The 16,930-nt window shown below is 54.2% G+C and carries 17 protein-coding genes and 1 pseudogene; 3 read left to right on the top strand and 15 right to left on the bottom strand.

The genetic code is table 11. The features are described from left to right. Positions 1–23: 23 nt before the first annotated feature. The 5 genes from POR16_RS20885 to POR16_RS20865 are packed head-to-tail and all read right to left on the bottom strand — an operon-like array spanning position 24 to position 4,726. A complete protein-coding gene (locus POR16_RS20885) occupies positions 24–1,556 on the bottom strand; it encodes a conjugal transfer protein TraG N-terminal domain-containing protein (protein ID WP_005895323.1) in 1,533 nt (510 codons plus the stop codon). Next, positions 1,553–1,927, bottom strand: a complete 375-nt coding sequence (locus POR16_RS20880; protein WP_005895325.1) for a hypothetical protein — start codon at positions 1,925–1,927, stop codon at positions 1,553–1,555. Before POR16_RS20880 ends, POR16_RS20885 begins: the two co-directional genes overlap by 4 nt. A 2-nt stretch (positions 1,928–1,929) precedes the next feature. Continuing rightward, positions 1,930–3,321, bottom strand: a complete 1,392-nt coding sequence (locus POR16_RS20875; RefSeq protein WP_042932834.1) for an integrating conjugative element protein — start codon at positions 3,319–3,321, stop codon at positions 1,930–1,932. Then, positions 3,318–4,256 carry a TIGR03756 family integrating conjugative element protein gene (locus POR16_RS20870; RefSeq protein ID WP_005895343.1) on the bottom strand — a complete coding sequence of 313 codons (939 nt, stop codon included), beginning with the start codon at positions 4,254–4,256 and terminating at the stop codon, positions 3,318–3,320. The genes POR16_RS20875 and POR16_RS20870 overlap by 4 nt, the downstream gene beginning before the upstream one ends. Next, the gene (locus tag POR16_RS20865) at positions 4,253–4,726 is read right to left on the bottom strand and encodes a TIGR03757 family integrating conjugative element protein (protein WP_122381127.1); all 474 of its coding nucleotides are present in this window, start codon (positions 4,724–4,726) and stop codon (positions 4,253–4,255) included. Before POR16_RS20865 ends, POR16_RS20870 begins: the two co-directional genes overlap by 4 nt. A gap of 552 nt (positions 4,727–5,278) precedes the next feature. Between POR16_RS20865 and POR16_RS20860 the strand changes: the two genes are divergently transcribed. Together POR16_RS20860 and POR16_RS20850 are read left to right on the top strand one after the other, a co-directional pair. Next, positions 5,279–5,524, top strand: a complete 246-nt coding sequence (locus POR16_RS20860) for a DUF1652 domain-containing protein (RefSeq protein ID WP_005895352.1) — start codon at positions 5,279–5,281, stop codon at positions 5,522–5,524. A gap of 623 nt (positions 5,525–6,147) precedes the next feature. Next, complete coding sequence (locus POR16_RS20850; RefSeq protein ID WP_147460274.1) at positions 6,148–7,641, top strand: hypothetical protein; 1,494 nt, start codon at positions 6,148–6,150, stop codon at positions 7,639–7,641. 164 nt (positions 7,642–7,805) lie between these two features. On the opposite strand, the pseudogene POR16_RS20845 reads toward POR16_RS20850, so the two are convergent. Beyond that, positions 7,806–8,075 (bottom strand): annotated as a pseudogene (locus POR16_RS20845) (transposase); the annotation flags it as partial. Between the two features lie 113 nt (positions 8,076–8,188). On the opposite strand from POR16_RS20845, the gene POR16_RS26360 reads away from it, so the two are divergent. Continuing rightward, positions 8,189–8,341, top strand: coding sequence for a hypothetical protein (locus POR16_RS26360; RefSeq protein WP_005895364.1), 153 nt, complete (start codon positions 8,189–8,191; stop codon positions 8,339–8,341). Between the two features lie 127 nt (positions 8,342–8,468). Here POR16_RS26360 and POR16_RS20840 read toward each other — a convergent pair whose 3' ends face one another. Genes POR16_RS20840 through POR16_RS20800 form a run of 9 tightly spaced genes read right to left on the bottom strand, consistent with a single transcriptional unit; the run spans position 8,469 to position 16,928 of the window. Next, positions 8,469–9,056, bottom strand: coding sequence for a hypothetical protein (locus POR16_RS20840; RefSeq protein WP_005895368.1), 588 nt, complete (start codon positions 9,054–9,056; stop codon positions 8,469–8,471). Next, positions 9,057–9,743, bottom strand: a complete 687-nt coding sequence (locus tag POR16_RS20835; RefSeq protein ID WP_005895371.1) for a DsbA family protein — start codon at positions 9,741–9,743, stop codon at positions 9,057–9,059. Continuing rightward, positions 9,740–10,039 carry a hypothetical protein gene (locus POR16_RS20830; protein ID WP_042932836.1) on the bottom strand — a complete coding sequence of 100 codons (300 nt, stop codon included), beginning with the start codon at positions 10,037–10,039 and terminating at the stop codon, positions 9,740–9,742. The genes POR16_RS20835 and POR16_RS20830 overlap by 4 nt, the downstream gene beginning before the upstream one ends. Further along, entirely contained in the window at positions 10,036–13,044 is a 3,009-nt protein-coding gene (locus POR16_RS20825) for a conjugative transfer ATPase (RefSeq protein ID WP_005895376.1), read from the bottom strand. The genes POR16_RS20830 and POR16_RS20825 overlap by 4 nt, the downstream gene beginning before the upstream one ends. Further along, on the bottom strand, positions 13,044–13,499 hold the full coding sequence (locus tag POR16_RS20820) for a TIGR03751 family conjugal transfer lipoprotein (protein ID WP_011267021.1): 456 nt from the start codon (positions 13,497–13,499) through the stop codon (positions 13,044–13,046). Before POR16_RS20820 ends, POR16_RS20825 begins: the two co-directional genes overlap by 1 nt. Continuing rightward, positions 13,477–14,961: a TIGR03752 family integrating conjugative element protein gene (locus POR16_RS20815; RefSeq protein WP_005895380.1), complete on the bottom strand. Its 1,485-nt coding sequence runs from the start codon at positions 14,959–14,961 to the stop codon at positions 13,477–13,479. The genes POR16_RS20820 and POR16_RS20815 overlap by 23 nt, the downstream gene beginning before the upstream one ends. Next, a complete protein-coding gene (locus POR16_RS20810) occupies positions 14,951–15,874 on the bottom strand; it encodes a TIGR03749 family integrating conjugative element protein (RefSeq protein WP_053932084.1) in 924 nt (307 codons plus the stop codon). The genes POR16_RS20815 and POR16_RS20810 overlap by 11 nt, the downstream gene beginning before the upstream one ends. Continuing rightward, positions 15,871–16,539, bottom strand: a complete 669-nt coding sequence (locus tag POR16_RS20805) for a PFL_4703 family integrating conjugative element protein (protein ID WP_005895389.1) — start codon at positions 16,537–16,539, stop codon at positions 15,871–15,873. The genes POR16_RS20810 and POR16_RS20805 overlap by 4 nt, the downstream gene beginning before the upstream one ends. Next, positions 16,536–16,928 (bottom strand): TIGR03750 family conjugal transfer protein, encoded by a 393-nt coding sequence (locus POR16_RS20800; RefSeq protein ID WP_003435722.1) that lies wholly within the window; start codon positions 16,926–16,928, stop codon positions 16,536–16,538. The genes POR16_RS20805 and POR16_RS20800 overlap by 4 nt, the downstream gene beginning before the upstream one ends. Positions 16,929–16,930 lie beyond the last annotated feature (2 nt).

Below are 16,930 nucleotides of genomic sequence, written 5' to 3'. Positions count from 1 at the left end.
TGGTCTTTTTTTATTTTACGCTGTTACTTTTTCACCTGATTTATAATTTCTCCAGCCCCTTTCCCCCCTGCGGCTTGGGCAGACTTTGTTCCCTCGCTTAGCCCATTCATGAGTGAACCCAGCTTCATTCCGGTCCAACCCAAGGCAACAACCCAAAAGCTTGGAAGTACCAGAAACATTGCACCCATTACGAAGTCCAGCAGCAGGTCTCCTTGGGCATTGCTGGCCCCAAATACTGGGTCAAAATTGGAATGGGGGACGTTGCTGCCAATCCCGTTACCATAAAGGGCGTCTAAAATCGTGCTATCAACCCAGCGGGCCAGCTGGAACCAGAAGTCGACAAAGATCAAAGCGAACGTAGCAAAAGTAATCGTCATCACTACCTTCAGATCAAACATCCCGATTACCAGCACAAATGGAATGCAGATTATGAGAGCCATCTTCAGGAAGGCCATCACCATGGGCGCCGCTTGCCTTACGCTGTCCATGGCTGGATACATCACAAGAGATCCTGCTGCCTGACCAGCTGTAGCTGCAAGGCGTGTGAAGTCATTTAGCACAGAGCCACCGACCTGACCGCCATAGTCCGAGTACACCTGTCCTTGGGTCAGTTGCTGCTTTCTCGGGGAGACCAGATCTCGAATGACCGAGTCACTGACTTCGGTTTGGGTCATGAACTTTGCCCACTGAGCAAGCTTGCTCAGCAGATCTGGACTGACCTGTTCCAGCAGCCTGGCTCTAAGTCCGACGCTTTCATCCGACCACCATTGAGTGCATGTGGGAAATCCACCACCACCAGTGGTTTGTGGCAGGCCAGCGTCCCGGGTTGCGTCATAGGGCCATTTGGTTCGGGGAGTGTGTGACCTGAATCCAGAGAAGCCATCGCTGTAATAGCCGGATGTTTGCAGGAAGAAGTGCGAACCGATCCAGTTGACGTCGTTGAGTTGATCATTGCTGAGAGTAGGCTGGGTCATGAAAAGCTTTGCGCGCGCGCGCGCGTAGCAATCGTTCGTGAAGTCAGCCACCTCCTGGGCAAGCAGCGGGTCGTTAATACGAGCCTTGTTGACGTGCATCCGGACCTGTTGCAAGTCCACTCCACAGGGTATAGCCGCGACTGAGGCTGCAGTTGCTGCCTTGGACATAGCATACACAAATAGCCACCAGACGGGCACGGTGGCGCTTTTGCCGTTCAGCGTACTGAAGGAGGTTTCCCAGCCTGTGTCAGCTGGATTAGGTATCGAGTATTGGCATTGATCAGAGCGGCTTCGGTCGAACTGGATGGTATCGACGCTGACGTTCACCAGAGGCATACAGGCAAGAATGATCACGAGGATTGCCGTGTAGAACCGGTTCTCCACTCGGGCAAGGGAGAGGACGCCCTTGTTGCCCTCATCAGCCCCCTCACCGCGGGCCCTGAGCCATTCGCTGATGACAATGGCGGCAAAGGGGGCCGCGAAGAGTCCGCTGTCCTCGATCATGTTCCAGATGCCGCCGTTTATGAGCCATCCGACCAATGTCAGGTAATACTCAAGGTAGTCATTCGTGTGCAAGATCATGGCAGGTCAACTCCCGCTACGGTGGCGGCGCGGCGAAGCTCGAAAAGGAGAACTACTAAGATGGCCATGACCTCGCAGCGCCGAAGACCCGAGGGAAATGGATTTGTGTCTGATGCTCGCTGTTTAAGGGTGCGTCTGAGCCTGTCCCAGCCGAGCCCTATCGCTGCATAAAGCGACAGCCGCCAGGCCAGCATGTAGTTGTAGTGCGCTTTTTGCCATTCCCTGAACTGCTCAATATCTCCAAAGAAATGCGCGATGGCTGTCATGAAAATCACAGCCAGAACAATGGTCAGCAAGACCGGCCAGGTGAATGACACGAGCGCTTTCGCGCCCCTACGCAGCCACCCCTTTGCAACCGGCAATGAGCTCATGGTCAGTTACCTTTTGCAGGGTTCTGCAGCTGATCGAGGCGGTCGGGCGTTGGGTCGCCTTGAAAGATGCCTTTGGAGCTGTCCTTCCGGCTCTGAGCCCTCTGTAGGATGGCTGTCGGTGAGTTGCTGGCCAAGCTGCGACGCATATCCAACTCGGTCTTGAGGTTGTCAATTTCCTGTTGCAGGCTGCTGTTCTGCTGACTGACCGCCTGCAGGGCCACATCGTTGGCGGCAATGTTCGGCTCTTTGCTGCCGGTGAACATGGTGCGCTGAAGGAGTAGCGCTTTGCCGAGAACCTCAGATAACGCGACCTCTGAAGCAAGACGTTTTGCGAGGATATCTTGGTCATGCTCAGTCCTGAGCGCCTCTACCACACCACGGGTAACAGGCAGAGAATCGCTGCTCGCTGCAGTCAAGTTTTCCGAGGTGAGAGCTTTGCTGCCCGAGATCAATTCCTGCAGTGCCTTTAGCTTGGAGTCGTAGGATTCCTGGATGAGAGGAGTGAGCCCGACGCCGGCGGTGGAGGTTGTTTTGGTGCAATCCTCACAAGTGCGTTGTTGTTGCTCTCCCAGTACCCTATTGGCGAACGTGGTAGCTGCCTGAGGCGAGGACCAGGTGGAGCACACCATGCCGTTGTTGCAGGCCGACGGACTAATGGACGATGTATCGGCAGCGCCGCGTCCGTTCAGCAAGTTGTATCCCGCTTGAGTAACGTCACCTACGACCTTGATAGGTTGCTGGCCAGATCCGCCGGCCTTATTTCCTCCGAGCCAAGTGATACCGTCATTCCCTCCCTGCTTTTCGACCTGTGCAACGGCTGAGACAGCATCTGTGTTCCCGTTTTTCACCGCCTGACTCATAGCCTGGCCCTCGGCGATCTTATTCCAGCCCATCTGTCCTCCGGCGACATCGAGCATCTTGTCAGCAATGGCACGACAAGTGCCTTTGGAGCGGTCGAAGTCAAGACGACCCTGCAGAATGCCGTTGGTGAGCAAGTTGTACAAAGCCGGGTTAGCCCGCTGGATAATCAGTCCTGGTAGTGATGAAACGGCGCTGGTAGCGTTGGAGATCATCGACCCCATGATCGTCTGAAATCCGGAAGTTGCTCCATTCAACTGATTCTGGAGCGTGTTGTTCATGCTCATGTTTCCGCAGACCAGGTTGCTGTTCCAACCTCCGCCGATGCTGATGCTATCCATATTCCCCGCCGTACCCATCGTCACGGCGTTGCCGCCTCCAACGCTGTAGAGCACGTCGTCACCGATCACGCTGCCCGATGAGCTTGCATTGATTCCCGGGATTTCGGCGAGAGCACTATGGGCTGTCAGGGTGCTCATGAATGCAATAGACAGAAAGGCAGCGCGGCGCATAGTTGAAGTCCTCTTGATCATCATTGAAAGTCCGTACTGCCAAGAAAGGTTTGTCCTTCCCGCTTGCAGCAGGAATACGGGCGCCATAACGCCCAGGCGTAACCACCATCGGTTGCCTGCACACGGGGCTGGGAGTTTGGAAATACCGCGCAGCTTTGACTGAGGGTCGGCGTAAGCTCTTGCCACTTACCGGTGGTGGCATCGGCCTCGATCAATTCTCCTGCCGGCCAGTAGCCTGGCTGCGGCTGTGCCAGAAGCGGTTGATAGACATGAACCTGGCCGCTGCGAGTGACAACGTCACCTGCACGCTGCGCGATCACGGATGCCGCCTTGTAATCGTCGGCTTGATGGATAAAACCACTGCGAGGGTAGACGCTTCCCCACATGTCCCCCGACGTCAGACCACCCACCTCTCGACGACCGGGAATCAGTGCTTCTGGATACACTGATTCTGGAACGCCGTAACGCCAGGCGACAGTGTCCAAAGTGCTCAGCAGGTAGGGCATGTAGGGCGTGGCAGCACCCTGGCAGGCATAGCCCGAGGCGCTGGTAAACTTACTGAATGTTGCTCCTCCGGGGTGGCCTATGACGTCAGCGTTTTTGAATTTAGCCACGCTATCTTCGTTTTTGTGATTGGTGGTTCCATCACCGCCATCCTTGGCGAACGAAGTTGATGAGCTGAACGAAGAGACCTCAACCCACGGGTTTTCACCGGTATTCGAGTAGCTTGAGACCACGGCATCTGGAACGAAGTGACGAACCTTGGTCGACGTCTTTACCTTGCATCCAAACGGGGTGCAGAGCAGCCAGTAGCAGATTCCGACCACCTTGTACTCCAGGCAGTCAGGCGACAGGGTTGAGGCGACCAGGGTGGCAGATGTCACCGTGCCCGCTGCTGCCGGCCAGGTTGAGATCGACAAGGCCAAGGCTGCCCACGCTGGAGGCTTTCGCAGGTTCATCGCGGGGCGTCTCCCTGGCCAGATGCGTTCTGATGTTTGGCGGCGGCGCGCCACTGGGCAATGCGATTTTCAGCCGCCGTAGCGTTGGTTTCCCCGTACACAACAAACTTGCGGTCGACCACCACTGCAGGCACCTTCGTTACCCCCATGCTCCAAGCGTCTACGAGGTCTTGTTGAGCTAAAGCCTGATCTCGTTGCAAGCGCTGCGCATCGCTGCTCTTGAGGCGTTGCTGCATGATTGCGATGGCATGTTGCTGATTAGCCGGCAGTCCTTCAGAGAGCTTGGCCTCAAGCCGTTCTGATTCGTCCAGGATGATCAGCCGGACATGTGCCGGTGCCTGAACTGGGTGGTTCCGGTCAGTAACGATCCACGTCTCCGCGTTCGCGAGGGGGACCTGTATGGCCGCGATCACAGTCAGGATGGTCATGCAGTTCTTGCAGCTGAAGCGATAGGGTCTGGAGGGGGACATTAGGCAGTACCTGCAGGTGGTGTCAGGTACAGAAAACGCGATTAATGAACTGTCGTCAGTAGGAAACCGTTATCGGGACGGTTGGGGTTTGGTGGCGACTACCTGGACCGTGTGCTCGCCATCGAGCAGCAGGTCAGGTAGTAGTTTTTGTAAACAGCACTGCAAGCGGGCCTCGACGCTTTCGGTCGAGCTTTTGAGGCAGCGTCCTAGGTCCAGATTCCTCCGCAATCGCCGTGCTGAAGATTTCCGATTACGGTAAGGTTCCTGGTCCATTGTGTGTCTGGAGTTTCGATGTCGCAGCTCAAAGAGTCAGGGTTGATCCCAGACAAGGTGCAGGGGAGAGCTGATATTTACCTTGCGATATTCGTGAGACTGGCCGCCGAAAGTAACGCAAATGAGTGGGGATCTATCCGGCTGAGGTGCGTGTAGCGGGGGAGTGGCGCTTAATTCAAGATCTGCAGGTAATTGAATCAGCAAAGTATGAATTGCCGCCTACACTCTGCTGGATGTAGGCCTCGGGAATCCTCCTGACCTTCGCCAAGGATGTTCCGAATGACTTCCAGAATGGATCTGAGACCTATCGTTGAGGCGGCGTTTTTGCCGATGAGGTGCGCCTGCGTTATAGCTGCAGACACCTCAATGACTATCCAAATACTCCATCCAGGTACCGATGCGGAAGAGTTCACAGTGGCTGGTATTGACACGGCTAAACTGAATTCTATACGCGATATCGTTGCGTTTGTGCTCGATGTGAAAGCGGAGATGGCGCTGCGGCGCTCAGCGTCTTATCTGCATTAAAGTGCGGCTGGCATAGGCAGAACCAAACACCGCGCGTTGGCGGACTGGATGGTCGGTAGAGGAGATCCCTTTGGAACGTAAAGCCCAGCTACAATCGTCTACGGTTTACATATGGCAGCCATCAGGACCAATCAGGAAATACATGGAGGAAGTGGAAGAATGATTTCCAATAAGGACTTGAGACACATCGTAGAGTCGTCTTTTTTTCGATGAGATGCTTTTGCACGATTTCGCCATTCAACGTCATGACTGTGCAGATAATCGACTCGCAAACGGGGGATGAGGAGTTCTCCGTAACCAGTATTGATACGACGCCCCTGACTTTAATATCTACGAAAGATCGTGGACAGGTTCTGAGTGCAGTATGCTCTGGCCGTCGAAATTGCGCCACCGTGACTCCCTGCGTGTGAGCTCCGCTCTCAATAATCATAATAATTACCTCCCGCTGCAGAAATATCTCCCTTTCGAACTTTTTGTAAGGAGTTATCATTGACAGATGGTTCATTGTGGCGTAAATGATTTATTTGAATCGAAAGTTTTCGTTTCGAGTTCGGCAGTTCTTGGCAGCAAGCTAGTTAATTGATATGTGATAATTTCCGCAGCGATTAATGAAGGTAATGGCTATGTCAAAATCTCATGTTATAAATGTCAATATCGTCAACAACAGTGATTTTAACCTGAGCTTCGCAGATGATTGGTTCGACACAGGCCGGCTTGCTGGTGATCAAAGTTGGCCATCAAGCATTGCAGCTCATGGCTCGATTGTTGTTCAATGCTGTGAATCGGATTTTTCTCCTGTTGGATGTTCGGGTTGGGTAAAATACATCGTACCAAGTGAGGGTATCCGGTCAGTTTATTTTTCTTTCTCTAATCCATCTGTTGGCCAAAATGGCATAGCTGCGGGGAATGAAACGTCTATATGGGATTCTATGACTTCTCATTACGGTTATCCCGTTAGCAAAGCGTTTGATATTGACAGTCATTACTGGGCTACCGTTAATCTGGAAAGTACATCGGGAAGCGTTAACAACGCGCAATTCCAATTCAACATGATACTCATGAACACTATATCCGAATCCAACATTCAGTTAAAAGATGTGCGCTCAGTTTTCGAAAGAATTCCGACGGTTCCAAGCTACAGGAAATACTATAAATGCGGGGATTCTCCAACTGGCCTTCCAGCTATTGGTTTTTCGCATTTTAAAGGAATATCGTACTACTCAAACAAGCTTATATTTACACATACTAACGTCATAAAACGTCTAACTCTAAAAAATGGTTCAATAATTGTAGCTGATTGCTACTCTGGCGGCGGCCAAGCAGAAACGGATATTACATTCCCCACCTACCGTTCAGGATGGCCTCATCCATGTAGTTCACAAGCTTGCGGTAGCTTCATGGCAATGGGCATACAAGAAGGCCCCGATGAACCAGAATCCGACTCATCCGTCATTCAGATCTTGGATATTCGTGCGTGTGCGGTGAACCTCCCAGCTTCGCTAATCGGCACTATTCCTAGACCGACAATTGGATCAAATGGCGTCGGAATGACGAAACAGGTCGGAGCGGATGGTAAGTATATTGTTGCTGTCACAAATGGCGAAACATTGACAATTTATAGGTCAATATCATCTTCGCTGTTGGATGCCAACAACAAACCGACATCGAGTTTTAAAGAGATTCTTCCGCCAACCTATTTCAGAGAATCTGGAGCCGGAATTGCTCTTGTAACTCAGCAGGATGGTAAAATATTTGCGATTACTATGAACGCCGACGACAATACAAAAAATTCTAAAGCCTGTCTTTATGAATTGTCAATAGGTGAGGAAGTTTCAATTGTATATGTTACGGAGGTCGATTTGCCTATCTTAGATATGAGCGAGTCAGTAACTACTCTCGCAAACAACTTATTTGCCGTTGCAGCCCTTGGGCTATTATTCAACGAATACGGAGCGAACCTCCTAAATAGTTCATTCCGATGGGGGAAAGGTTTGGCGATAACCTCGTCAGATTCAATTGAACTTTACGCCTCGGACCGAAATGTACTTCCACTTTCTTCATTGCCGATCTTCGGATCGGACAAGGACTTTTCAGTCGTAGTATGGAAAAGCAGCTAGGGATTGGAATCCAGCATTGGGTGCCTGCGCCTGACGGCGGCGATGATTTTATCCGGTCCGGCGGTTCAAACGAATGGCTTTCAGTGACGGTCCTGTCGCGCGTTCCAGCGCTACGTCAGTACATGATGCTGCGCTCCTGTTTAGTACGGGCCTCGCCAACCTGATTTTTTTAAAGCCTGCTCCAGCAGGCTCACACCATCAGCGTCTACTTCACTCCACTTGGCAAAGTAGGAATGGACGGTTCTCCATTTTGGCAAATCGCTAGGCAAAGCGCGCCATTGGCAGCCTGTTCGCGGCAAATACAATACGGCGCACCAGACCTCGTATAAATCCACGCTTCGTGGTTTGGTTCGCTTGCGGGCTTGCTCAAGTAACGGAAGAACCTGTTCAAATCGCTCGCGGCTTATATCGCTGGGGTAGGTTTTATTTCGCATGTGCAAAGCATGCATCATCTACGATAGATCGTGAACAGGTTCTTAGTGAAACGGCCAGCGCACAGTCAATAATTGTGCTAAAAGTCAGCCACCAACCACAAGGAATGTTAACCATGAGTTTCGAAGGCATTGTGCAGATCCAGAACGAAGACAATCCTACATCTGTGAATCAGATGCTGGAAAAAGGCTGGGAACTGTTGGCGATTACGCCCTCAGATCTTGGCCCGATGTACACCGTTGGCCGTCGTGGTGCGAAGAAAGATTAGTTGGACGGCTTCGCCCTAGGCAAGAAAGTTACTAAGGGCTAGGCGGCTATCGATAACGCGTCCTGCGTCTAATTGGCCTCCTGCTTTCACAAGGCAAGGGGCCATTTTTGGCCACTAGGGCCTGTAGCTAAGGTTGAACTACCGAAGGCTCTGGACCGTACATGCCACCCTTCGCAATCCTGGTGAGGAACTGGCGACACAGGTGAATTGTTGGCTCCTCCGCTAAGCACCCCTCTACGCCATATGGATTGTCCATCCATACAATACCGTCCTCATATTCCAGGAAGTGGCCATCGACTCGCATCGGTCTACCTGCGTATAACTCCGCTGATAAATGTTCGGGCGATGGAAGGTCCAGCGCCTTCCAGTCGTTACGTTCGATGCACTTGATAGCGTAGGCCTTCGACTGTTCCCTTCTTAGACGTTCCGCAGCCTCTTCACGCTCCTCCTCAACGATCTGAGCTTCTTCGCTCCAATAGTGCTGATAGAGTGCCGCCAGCCTCGGAACGTCATTGATAATAAGTGGGCATTTTGCACCGTAGGGAGATGCGTAGGGGAGCTCGCAGCGCGCTTGTGTCATAGCAAGTTCTTCGACAAGCCAGTACGCCTTGTGGGCAGCATCCTTAGCCATCTGATGAAAACCAAGTGAGCCATAGCTACGGACCTGGAGCCAAAGCAAGCGCGCTTGCAAGGCTTGTTCAAAGGCTGGATTCATTTATCTATCCTTCGTGCTGGCCAGCCAGTCCATTGCGGAGAGCAGCACGTCACCGTCAGGTGCTCCCTGCAGCTTGATCGAGCGACCAGATTGCTTGTCCTTAATGACCAGCGTAGGGGTGGCTGTGATGCCGTCCTGGCTCGCCTTGTGAGCCTGGCTAATGACGGCCTGTTGCACAGAAGGGTTTCTCGCAGCGCAGTTATCAATGAAGTGCTGTCGATCTTCAAGCCCAGGGATCTGCGTATTGCCAGCAGTTCCAGCACCGTTCGACCGAGTACGCTGATAAATGAGCTCGACTGCGAGCCAAAAAGCGTCATTGCCTCTCTCAATCCCCGCGCACTCAGCCCACCGAGCCTCATAGCTCGCTGCAGGCTCATGCATCGGTAGGGGCAGATGGTGCCATTGAAGATTGACGTCTGGATGCTGATCAACCCAGGCTTTGAGGTGTGGGAAGTAATCCTTGCAGTAGGGGCATTCCAGATCTGCATATTCGACGATGGTGAAACGGGCGCCACGGCTCCCGTAAACCCATCCGCCACTATGTCTCTTCTGATCGGCTGCCGGCGCCACGGGGTCACCTGTGACGCCAAGCTTATTCTGCATCACCTCGGTCAGCAGAAAAGGTGAGATAGTCAAGGCGACCGCACCGATGCAGTAGAGAATTTGCCGGCGCGTCGGTCGCTTCATGCGGAGGCCTCTTTGTCGAGGAGCTGTTTTGCCAGCAGCTCCTGATCCAGCAGCGTCAGAAGAGCTTTCTGGGCGCTTTCAGGCTGAGGGTGATGCTCAAGCCACTGATCCAAAGCTTTGTGCAGTTGAGACTGAATCTCTCGGCGATCTACCGCTACATGTTTGACGACTTGTAAGTGCTCGATCAGTACCGGCGCGCAGATTCTCAATGCGAGCAGGGAGTCTTCCTGCGGGAACTGAAGTATTTGAGTCAGACTGTCGATGAGATTTTGAGTCAGGGCATCCATGGCTCTCATGCCAGGTTCTCCAATGCACGGGGTAATGGGAATGTAATGTTCAGGGGTTCAATACCTCGTTTCCTGTCGAGATCTGCAGCTACTTCGAGTGCAGCTCCCAATTCGTCGACACCCATGGACTGCATCAGGTCGTAACGTTGTTTTTTCTCTTCAGGCTCGGTCATGGCCAAGGCCAGGTACAGGCTCGGCGGAACAGCGCGAAACAGGACCTCCATCGATTTTGAGAGAACAACGCCTTCGGTGTATTTACCGCTTTCTTTGCGTGCTGACAGCATCAAGCCCTTCTGGGCGGGTGTGAGCTCACGGAAACGGGAGATCTTTTCAACTTCATCCGGCGGCATGTTCAGACAGATCCACCACTCGATCATGTTGAGCATCGGCGCAGCCGCAGGGGGTAAGTCATCAATGTTCTGAGTTGCCAGCCAGAACCAGGCCCCGAGCTTTCGCCACATTTTGGTGATCTTGATGATGTAGGGAGAGAGGAGGGGGTTCTTGGTGATGATGTGGCCTTCGTCTGTCACATTGACCAGCGGTCGGCCCTTGTACTGATCACGTTCCGCAATGTTGTTAACGGTGTTGATCAGCGAGATGTAAGCGATCGACAGCTGGGCGTTGTAACCCTCACGTGCGTAGGTGGCCAGGTCGACAATGGTCAGATCTGCTTCAGGCCAAGGCGTACCGGTACGGTTGAACATCTCTCCGTCGGCGCCCATGCAGAACATGTCCATGGCTTCGGCCATTTCAAGCATGCGGTTGCGTCTGCCCTCTGGGATGGAGGTATCTTCGCCGGCCGTGCGCAACGCGTTCCGGACATCTTCAGTCAGGACGGTGCGATCGGCGTCGGAACAAACTCTGGCCGCTGCAAGGATGCAGTGTCGGATTACGCTGCGGTCCGCCCGGGTAAGCCGGGCTTCCTCTTTTTCTTCACCGCCGGTGATCATCAAGCGGGCTACGATTTCCATCTCGCCGAGAACATCCCGTTCATCATTGTCTTCATCGGCCTTGGCATTGATATGCTCGTCAGAGCTTTCTAGGTCATCAGCGTCCAAGGTCTTGACCTGGCTCGGGGTGTTTACCAATCGAATAGCGTCGGCGAACGGAGCCAGGCTAACGCCCGAGTTCGGGGCCAGCTTGATCCTGTTGACTGTCAAGCCAAGTTTTTTCGCGAAATCCCCTAAGAGGCCGAAACTGTTACCCGCCTCGACGATGAACAGGCGCGGTGCGTAAACCGCAATGAGCTGGTTGAGCAGGTTATTCAACGTGGCGGACTTACCTGCACCTGTGGGGCCGAACAGAAACATGTGGGCATTCATCTGACGATCCAGCTTGTTGAATGGATCAAATGTCAGTGGAGCCCCACCACGGTTGAATAGCGTGATGCCAGGATGCCCAGTACCACTGGAGCGACCCCACACCGGGCACAGGTTTGCAACATGCTGGGCGAGCATCATCTGCACGTACCAGTCCATGGATCGCTTTTGATTGACGTCGAAATTCCCGGGAAGCCAGCGCAGGTAGCTGTTGAGCGGGGCCACCTCGTCGTCAGATGCTACGGGTTCCATACCGGCACCCAGCAATGCGTTGGTCAACTGCATGCTGCGCGCGGTGAGCTGTGCTTCGTCATTTCCCTTGAGGTAAAAGGCGATGCTGCCTCGGTACAGCTTGTGCTCACGACCGATCAGTTTCCTGGCATCGTTTACCGCTTCGCGGGTCAGTAGTGAAGCCTGGTTGTCACCCACCGACTTGCGTGCCAGCTTTTCAAGATGAGCCTCCAGCACGTCTTGAGGTGTGATGACCAGGGTGATGGCCAACACAGTGTCCTCAGGCAACTTGTCGAACAGGGCATGCAAGGCATCACCGCCTTTACGTGTTTCGCCAGTCAGGTGGCCGGTCTTCGGGGCTTCGCGCAGCCGATCCAGCATGATGACTCTGTGAGGCTGGCCATCGAAGTACCACAAGCCTTTTTGACTGTCGGATTTTGGCTCTCGATAAAAGAGTCCCTGTGCGAAGTCGTCGCCAGTGACCAGTGGGAGATCCTCGCCGGCATCCTCTGTGCGTTTGTTCACCAGTTGAAAGAAGCGATCAAAGTCTTTGAGCGTCGTTCCCAGGTGATCGGGGTGAGGGTTGAACCACTGCAGGAGCCAGTGTCGGATGTCGTAACCGTCCATCCGTTTGCTTTTAATGCCGGCGTTTGCCAGACCTCCTGTGAAGCGCTGGCAAATGTTGTCCAGGTGCATGGCAGGTGTTTGGCCACGGAACGCTGCATCACCGACTACCCGGCGATACACGACTACCCGCACACGGCGCTGCTGGCCACGCCAAGGCAATTTTGAAACTGTGGTGTCTTCAAAAAGACCACCAGGTTTGGCGATTGCATCGAGGTGATGCTTGAACAGATCCAGATACAGCTCCGAGAACGGGCTGCCTTTAGCCTGTGGTCGGATGTATTCACGCAGGTTCCGAAGGTAGTCATCCCAGCTGGTTTCGTCCTTCGCGTAGAACTGCACAACCCAAGGTGAGGTATCGAGCTCGTCAAAACTATTTTGCAGCGCGTTCTCCAGGGCATCGCGCACCTTGCGAAGCCATTCGGGATCACGGCCTTCAGTGCCGATCGGAGTCAGTTCGAAGAATGCTGCCAAGGATTTGCCATCCTCAAGCAGCATCGCTTGCTCAGCTGGCAGGTACTCAATCCATGGAAGGAGGTCGACAAAGCTCGGCTTGACGTCGTACAGCGCGGCGACGTCGCCAACCGTGGCAGGCTTCTGCTTCGGGTTTCTCCAATCGCCTGGCGCGGGTATGCCCTGATCCTCCAGTCGCTTCAGATAACGTTCAAGGGCAGCATCCACATCGTTTTGATCTGAAGCTTTCAAATCCCCAACCAGATCATCCTCAGGCTGTTCAAGTTCGACCGCTGAAGGCTCGCTCAGCAGAGGGTCGCCCGCTATATCCGTCTGCGTAGCTGAATTGAGGGACGCGCGGCTTTTGAGCCGTTGAAAAAGAGTCATCAGTAGTCCTCGACCCGCTCGCCAGGCATGGCGTACTGCACACGCTGATAGAGAGGGAACACAGTGGTGTAGCCAGGGACTGGTGCTGGATCGGAGCCCGCAAGGTGCGGAAACACATACATGACAAGATCCGGATTGGGCAGTCGTTTGAACTGGCTGTAGATCTCGTTTTGAGCGGTACGGGTGTAGGCCGCGCTGTCCTGCAAAGGCTGGGTAGCGCGTACGTCGATTGGACGGCGCAACTCCGAACGCGCATCGAGCAACTGCCGGCCACTAGCGCTCCCGGCCGAACCGGTCGTGCCTTGATTCCAGACGTCCATCATGGTGTTTTGACCATGTGGCAGCATTTGCTCTTTGTTTGTCGAGCATCCAGCCAGCAAGCCCGCAGTGAGAGCGCAATACAACAGCGCGCTGCGCGCTGACCCCAAGTGATCAATCCAGGTTGGCATTGGCATGGTTCGCTCCTGAGGCGTACTTGACCTTGCGGCCTTTGAGTTCGTAGTCAATTTCCAGCTCTTGATCGATGTGCAGCGAGACTTGCGCACCAGGCAGTACATAAATGGCCGCGAACGCTTGTCCGTAGAGTTTGTTAACCCAGCTCGAAACGTCCGTGACTCCTTGGGTCAGGATCTTTCCCATCGCCTCGTTACCAGACAAACCGGTGCTACCCAGCGTCCCAGAAGCGTTCGAGACGTAAGAGGAGGTGCTTCCCTCGGTCTTGATCAACGATGCTGCTCCAGCACCGGCTGCGGTAATGAGGGCTTGTGAACCGATGTACTGCTGAGCGTTGCTGCGTCGCTCGCCCGCAATACAGGGAATGCCGTATGGATCACTGATCCAGCCCAGACCACCCTGGATGGGTTGTTGGTCTCCAGAGTTGTTCTGGTTGTTGTTCTGTTGATTGCCACCCTGAACCGGTGCTGGCAGCGTGCGGACAGTGCCGTCGGTAAACACGAAGGTCAGACTTTTGATCTGCCCCCGTACGCATGAGAGGGTCCAGTCGCCGGATGCTGTACCGCTGGCCACGGCACCCGCTACGTCGGGAAGGTCGATGCCATTGGCGGTCAGGTTGTCGGGACCGATCAGGACCTTGAACGGGTAGGGGTCATTAACCGTCCCATCAACAGGGACTCGCCCAATCAGCGCTGACATGGCCACAGATCCCATCAACGTCGAGTTCTGAGGCAGGGTATAGGCACGACGTACCTTCTTACGTTCCTGTTGCTGGCCACCCATGTCATCGCGGACAGACTGAGCGCCTGTCGTGAGAGCTTTCTGGCCTCGGTCTACGGACTCGCCGAAGGCTGTAGGAAAGCTGTAGGCGCTCGCGGGGACGCTATTGCCAGCAGTGATCGGTTTACCGTTGCTGTCCAGGGCCGTCGCGTCCTGCGGATCTATCCACACGATGTCTGAACCGTTTGTTTCCGATTTGAACTGCTGGCCATCACCAGGCTGAACACCCAAACCAATCGGTAGGTCCGAATTGGAATTACTGTTTTGTCCCATTCGGGTCAGTTCATCCATCTGTTTGCGCAAGCCCTCCAGCACGCTCTGCTGTTGCTGCTGACTATCCAGCTTGAACTGCTCCTGGGCGTTTTTAAGGCGCTGTTCGACGTTCTGGTCAACGTTTGCCAGTCGCTGTTTGAGCGTCTCGTTGTCCTGTTTGTAGGCATTGTTCTGCGCAATGACATCTGTGATCTGTTGCTTGAGCTCGCGTCCTTCAGCGACGACCGTGCGCAGCGTGTCGCTCGGCGTGTCGCCTTCCACACCAAGAGCTTTGGCTTGCTCAGCCGTCAGTTTTGGAGCAGGGGTTTCGGTACTTGGTGCGGGGGCACTTCCCAGTGATTTGATGCCGACGAAAATCCCAATCAGGAGGAATGGAATCACCAGGTACTTGAGCAGCGGATTACCTTTCATGCTTCGCTCCTTGCGCTGCACGCGGATCTGCTTGAGTCGCCGAGAATACGGCCGCCTGTGTCAGCCCGTGTCCTCGCGTGACCAAGTACAAGGTCGTGGTGTCACTGGCATCGCCGCGTGATCCAAGGTAAGGATGTTGAAACGCTGCAGTGACGAATTCACCCATGAGCTCGCGAGGGTCAAGCGTGATGCGCTGCGTCGTCTGATTCTGCAGCTTCACAGCAGTCACCCAATAATCATCCAGACGCCATGCACCTAAGGGTGTGGACTTCACAGGTAGAGTGGGAAGCAGGGTGGCCAGATCAAGGTTGCGCTCAACCTTCACCTGGGCGATGCCGTCTACAGGCTCAACGGTGCGCAATGGCGCATAGAGCATCTGGGCTGCATAGCGGGTAAGGACGACTGGGACGGGCGTTTCTCGCTTGACCACTTCCTCTGGTTCATCGTCTTCATCGCTTGAACGGCTGGATGAGTCCGTGCTCTTCGTAGTGGCTTTGGCTGAGCGTGCTGTAGCAGCCCCTCCATAGCGTGCGGATGTTGTTTCACCTTCCACAATCTTCACCGGCTCCAGCGCTGGTTGGCCCGTAGGGGCCTCTGTAGCAGCGATGTCGACCAGAATGATCTCGCCGGTCTTGGCGTTCTGCAACTGGAGCCGTGTGGGCTCAATCGCTTCCTTCGCAAACAGGTAGATCGCGCCGCCCGTACTCTGCACCCGCAGTTTTTCAGTCAGCGAGCGCGGGAGTCCAACACGAACATTCTGATCAACGAAGACGATGCGTTCCTGATTGATGCGCAGTGGAATGGCCAGTGGCAATCGCTCCCAGCGGAGAATCTCGACCGCCGAGGCGACTTGGGCGTTACCAGCCACCACCGCCAGTAATGTCGAGCATGTGATTACTCGCAAAACACTCATTTGAAGACTCCTTTCGACGGAGTTGCGGCAGCTTCAACATTGCCCTCGATGCGTTGTGGTGCGCCGTTGTAGCAGTCCCAGGCCAAACCGAAGGGATTGGTTTCAGGGTCGACGTCCATACGTACAACGTGGAGCGGATATCTCGCGAGGGCACGCTTGACCAACTGTCCGCCGTAATACTCGTCTGCTGTGATATCGAGCGTGACAGTCCAATCGTCGATAGAGTTGCTCACTGTCCTGATCTCTGGCGAATCTCCATAGCCTCGACCTGGAATTTCGTACACGCCTCGGACGCGCTTGCGTAGCTCACCGCTAGACCTGCGCAGTTCAAAATCACTCTGCAGGTAATGCTTGCAAGATGGCGTGATGTAAGCATCTAGACGGGTGATATTTGCTTGGTAATCCTGCTCGCCGTCGACCGGCCACCGGTTCATCTGCTGAAAGATGTACAGGCCGAATGTGTATACAGATTGGGGAGGGACATCCCACCACATTCGCGTGCTTCCAGACCGCAGATCTGGCGGAACGTGAACGGTCAATTGCTTCGGCGCACTCCACCAGCCGAAACCAAGGCCTGCTGCCACCAGCGCGATCAAGACAATCGCTATCCTCAAGCTGTTGATGTGGGCACGCTGGGAGTCGGCCAACTTCAAGAAACGGCTCATTGTTGCTCGCTCCGGCGGCAAGTCCAGTTGCCTGATCGAAGGACCAGGTTGGCTTTGTTGAATGAGGTCGGGCCGAGCATTGCCGTCTGGAGCTGGACCCTGCGGTAGATCCATGTCTCCGGTCTACCGCGTTTGAGGCGTCGCAAGACCCGAGATGCGATGAGCAGTCCCAATACTCCTCCTATCAGGGCGCACACCACGGGCATTGATGGTGTGATGATGAAGGCCAGCGGCAGACCAATCACAAAGCCTATGCCGCTGCAGCCGAATACGGTTGCCCACATCTCATCAGCCGTAAGACCACCAATCACCACGGGCTGGTTATTCAAGCGACTGGGCAGAAAACGCAGGGTGCCGTCTTCATGCTGATCTTGCTGGAGCTCAGTCATGG

Source organism: Pseudomonas coronafaciens pv. oryzae str. 1_6 (assembly GCF_000156995.2).
Taxonomy (GTDB): Bacteria; Pseudomonadota; Gammaproteobacteria; order Pseudomonadales; family Pseudomonadaceae; genus Aquipseudomonas; species Aquipseudomonas tremae.
This window is presented reverse-complemented; position numbering and strand designations above follow the sequence as displayed.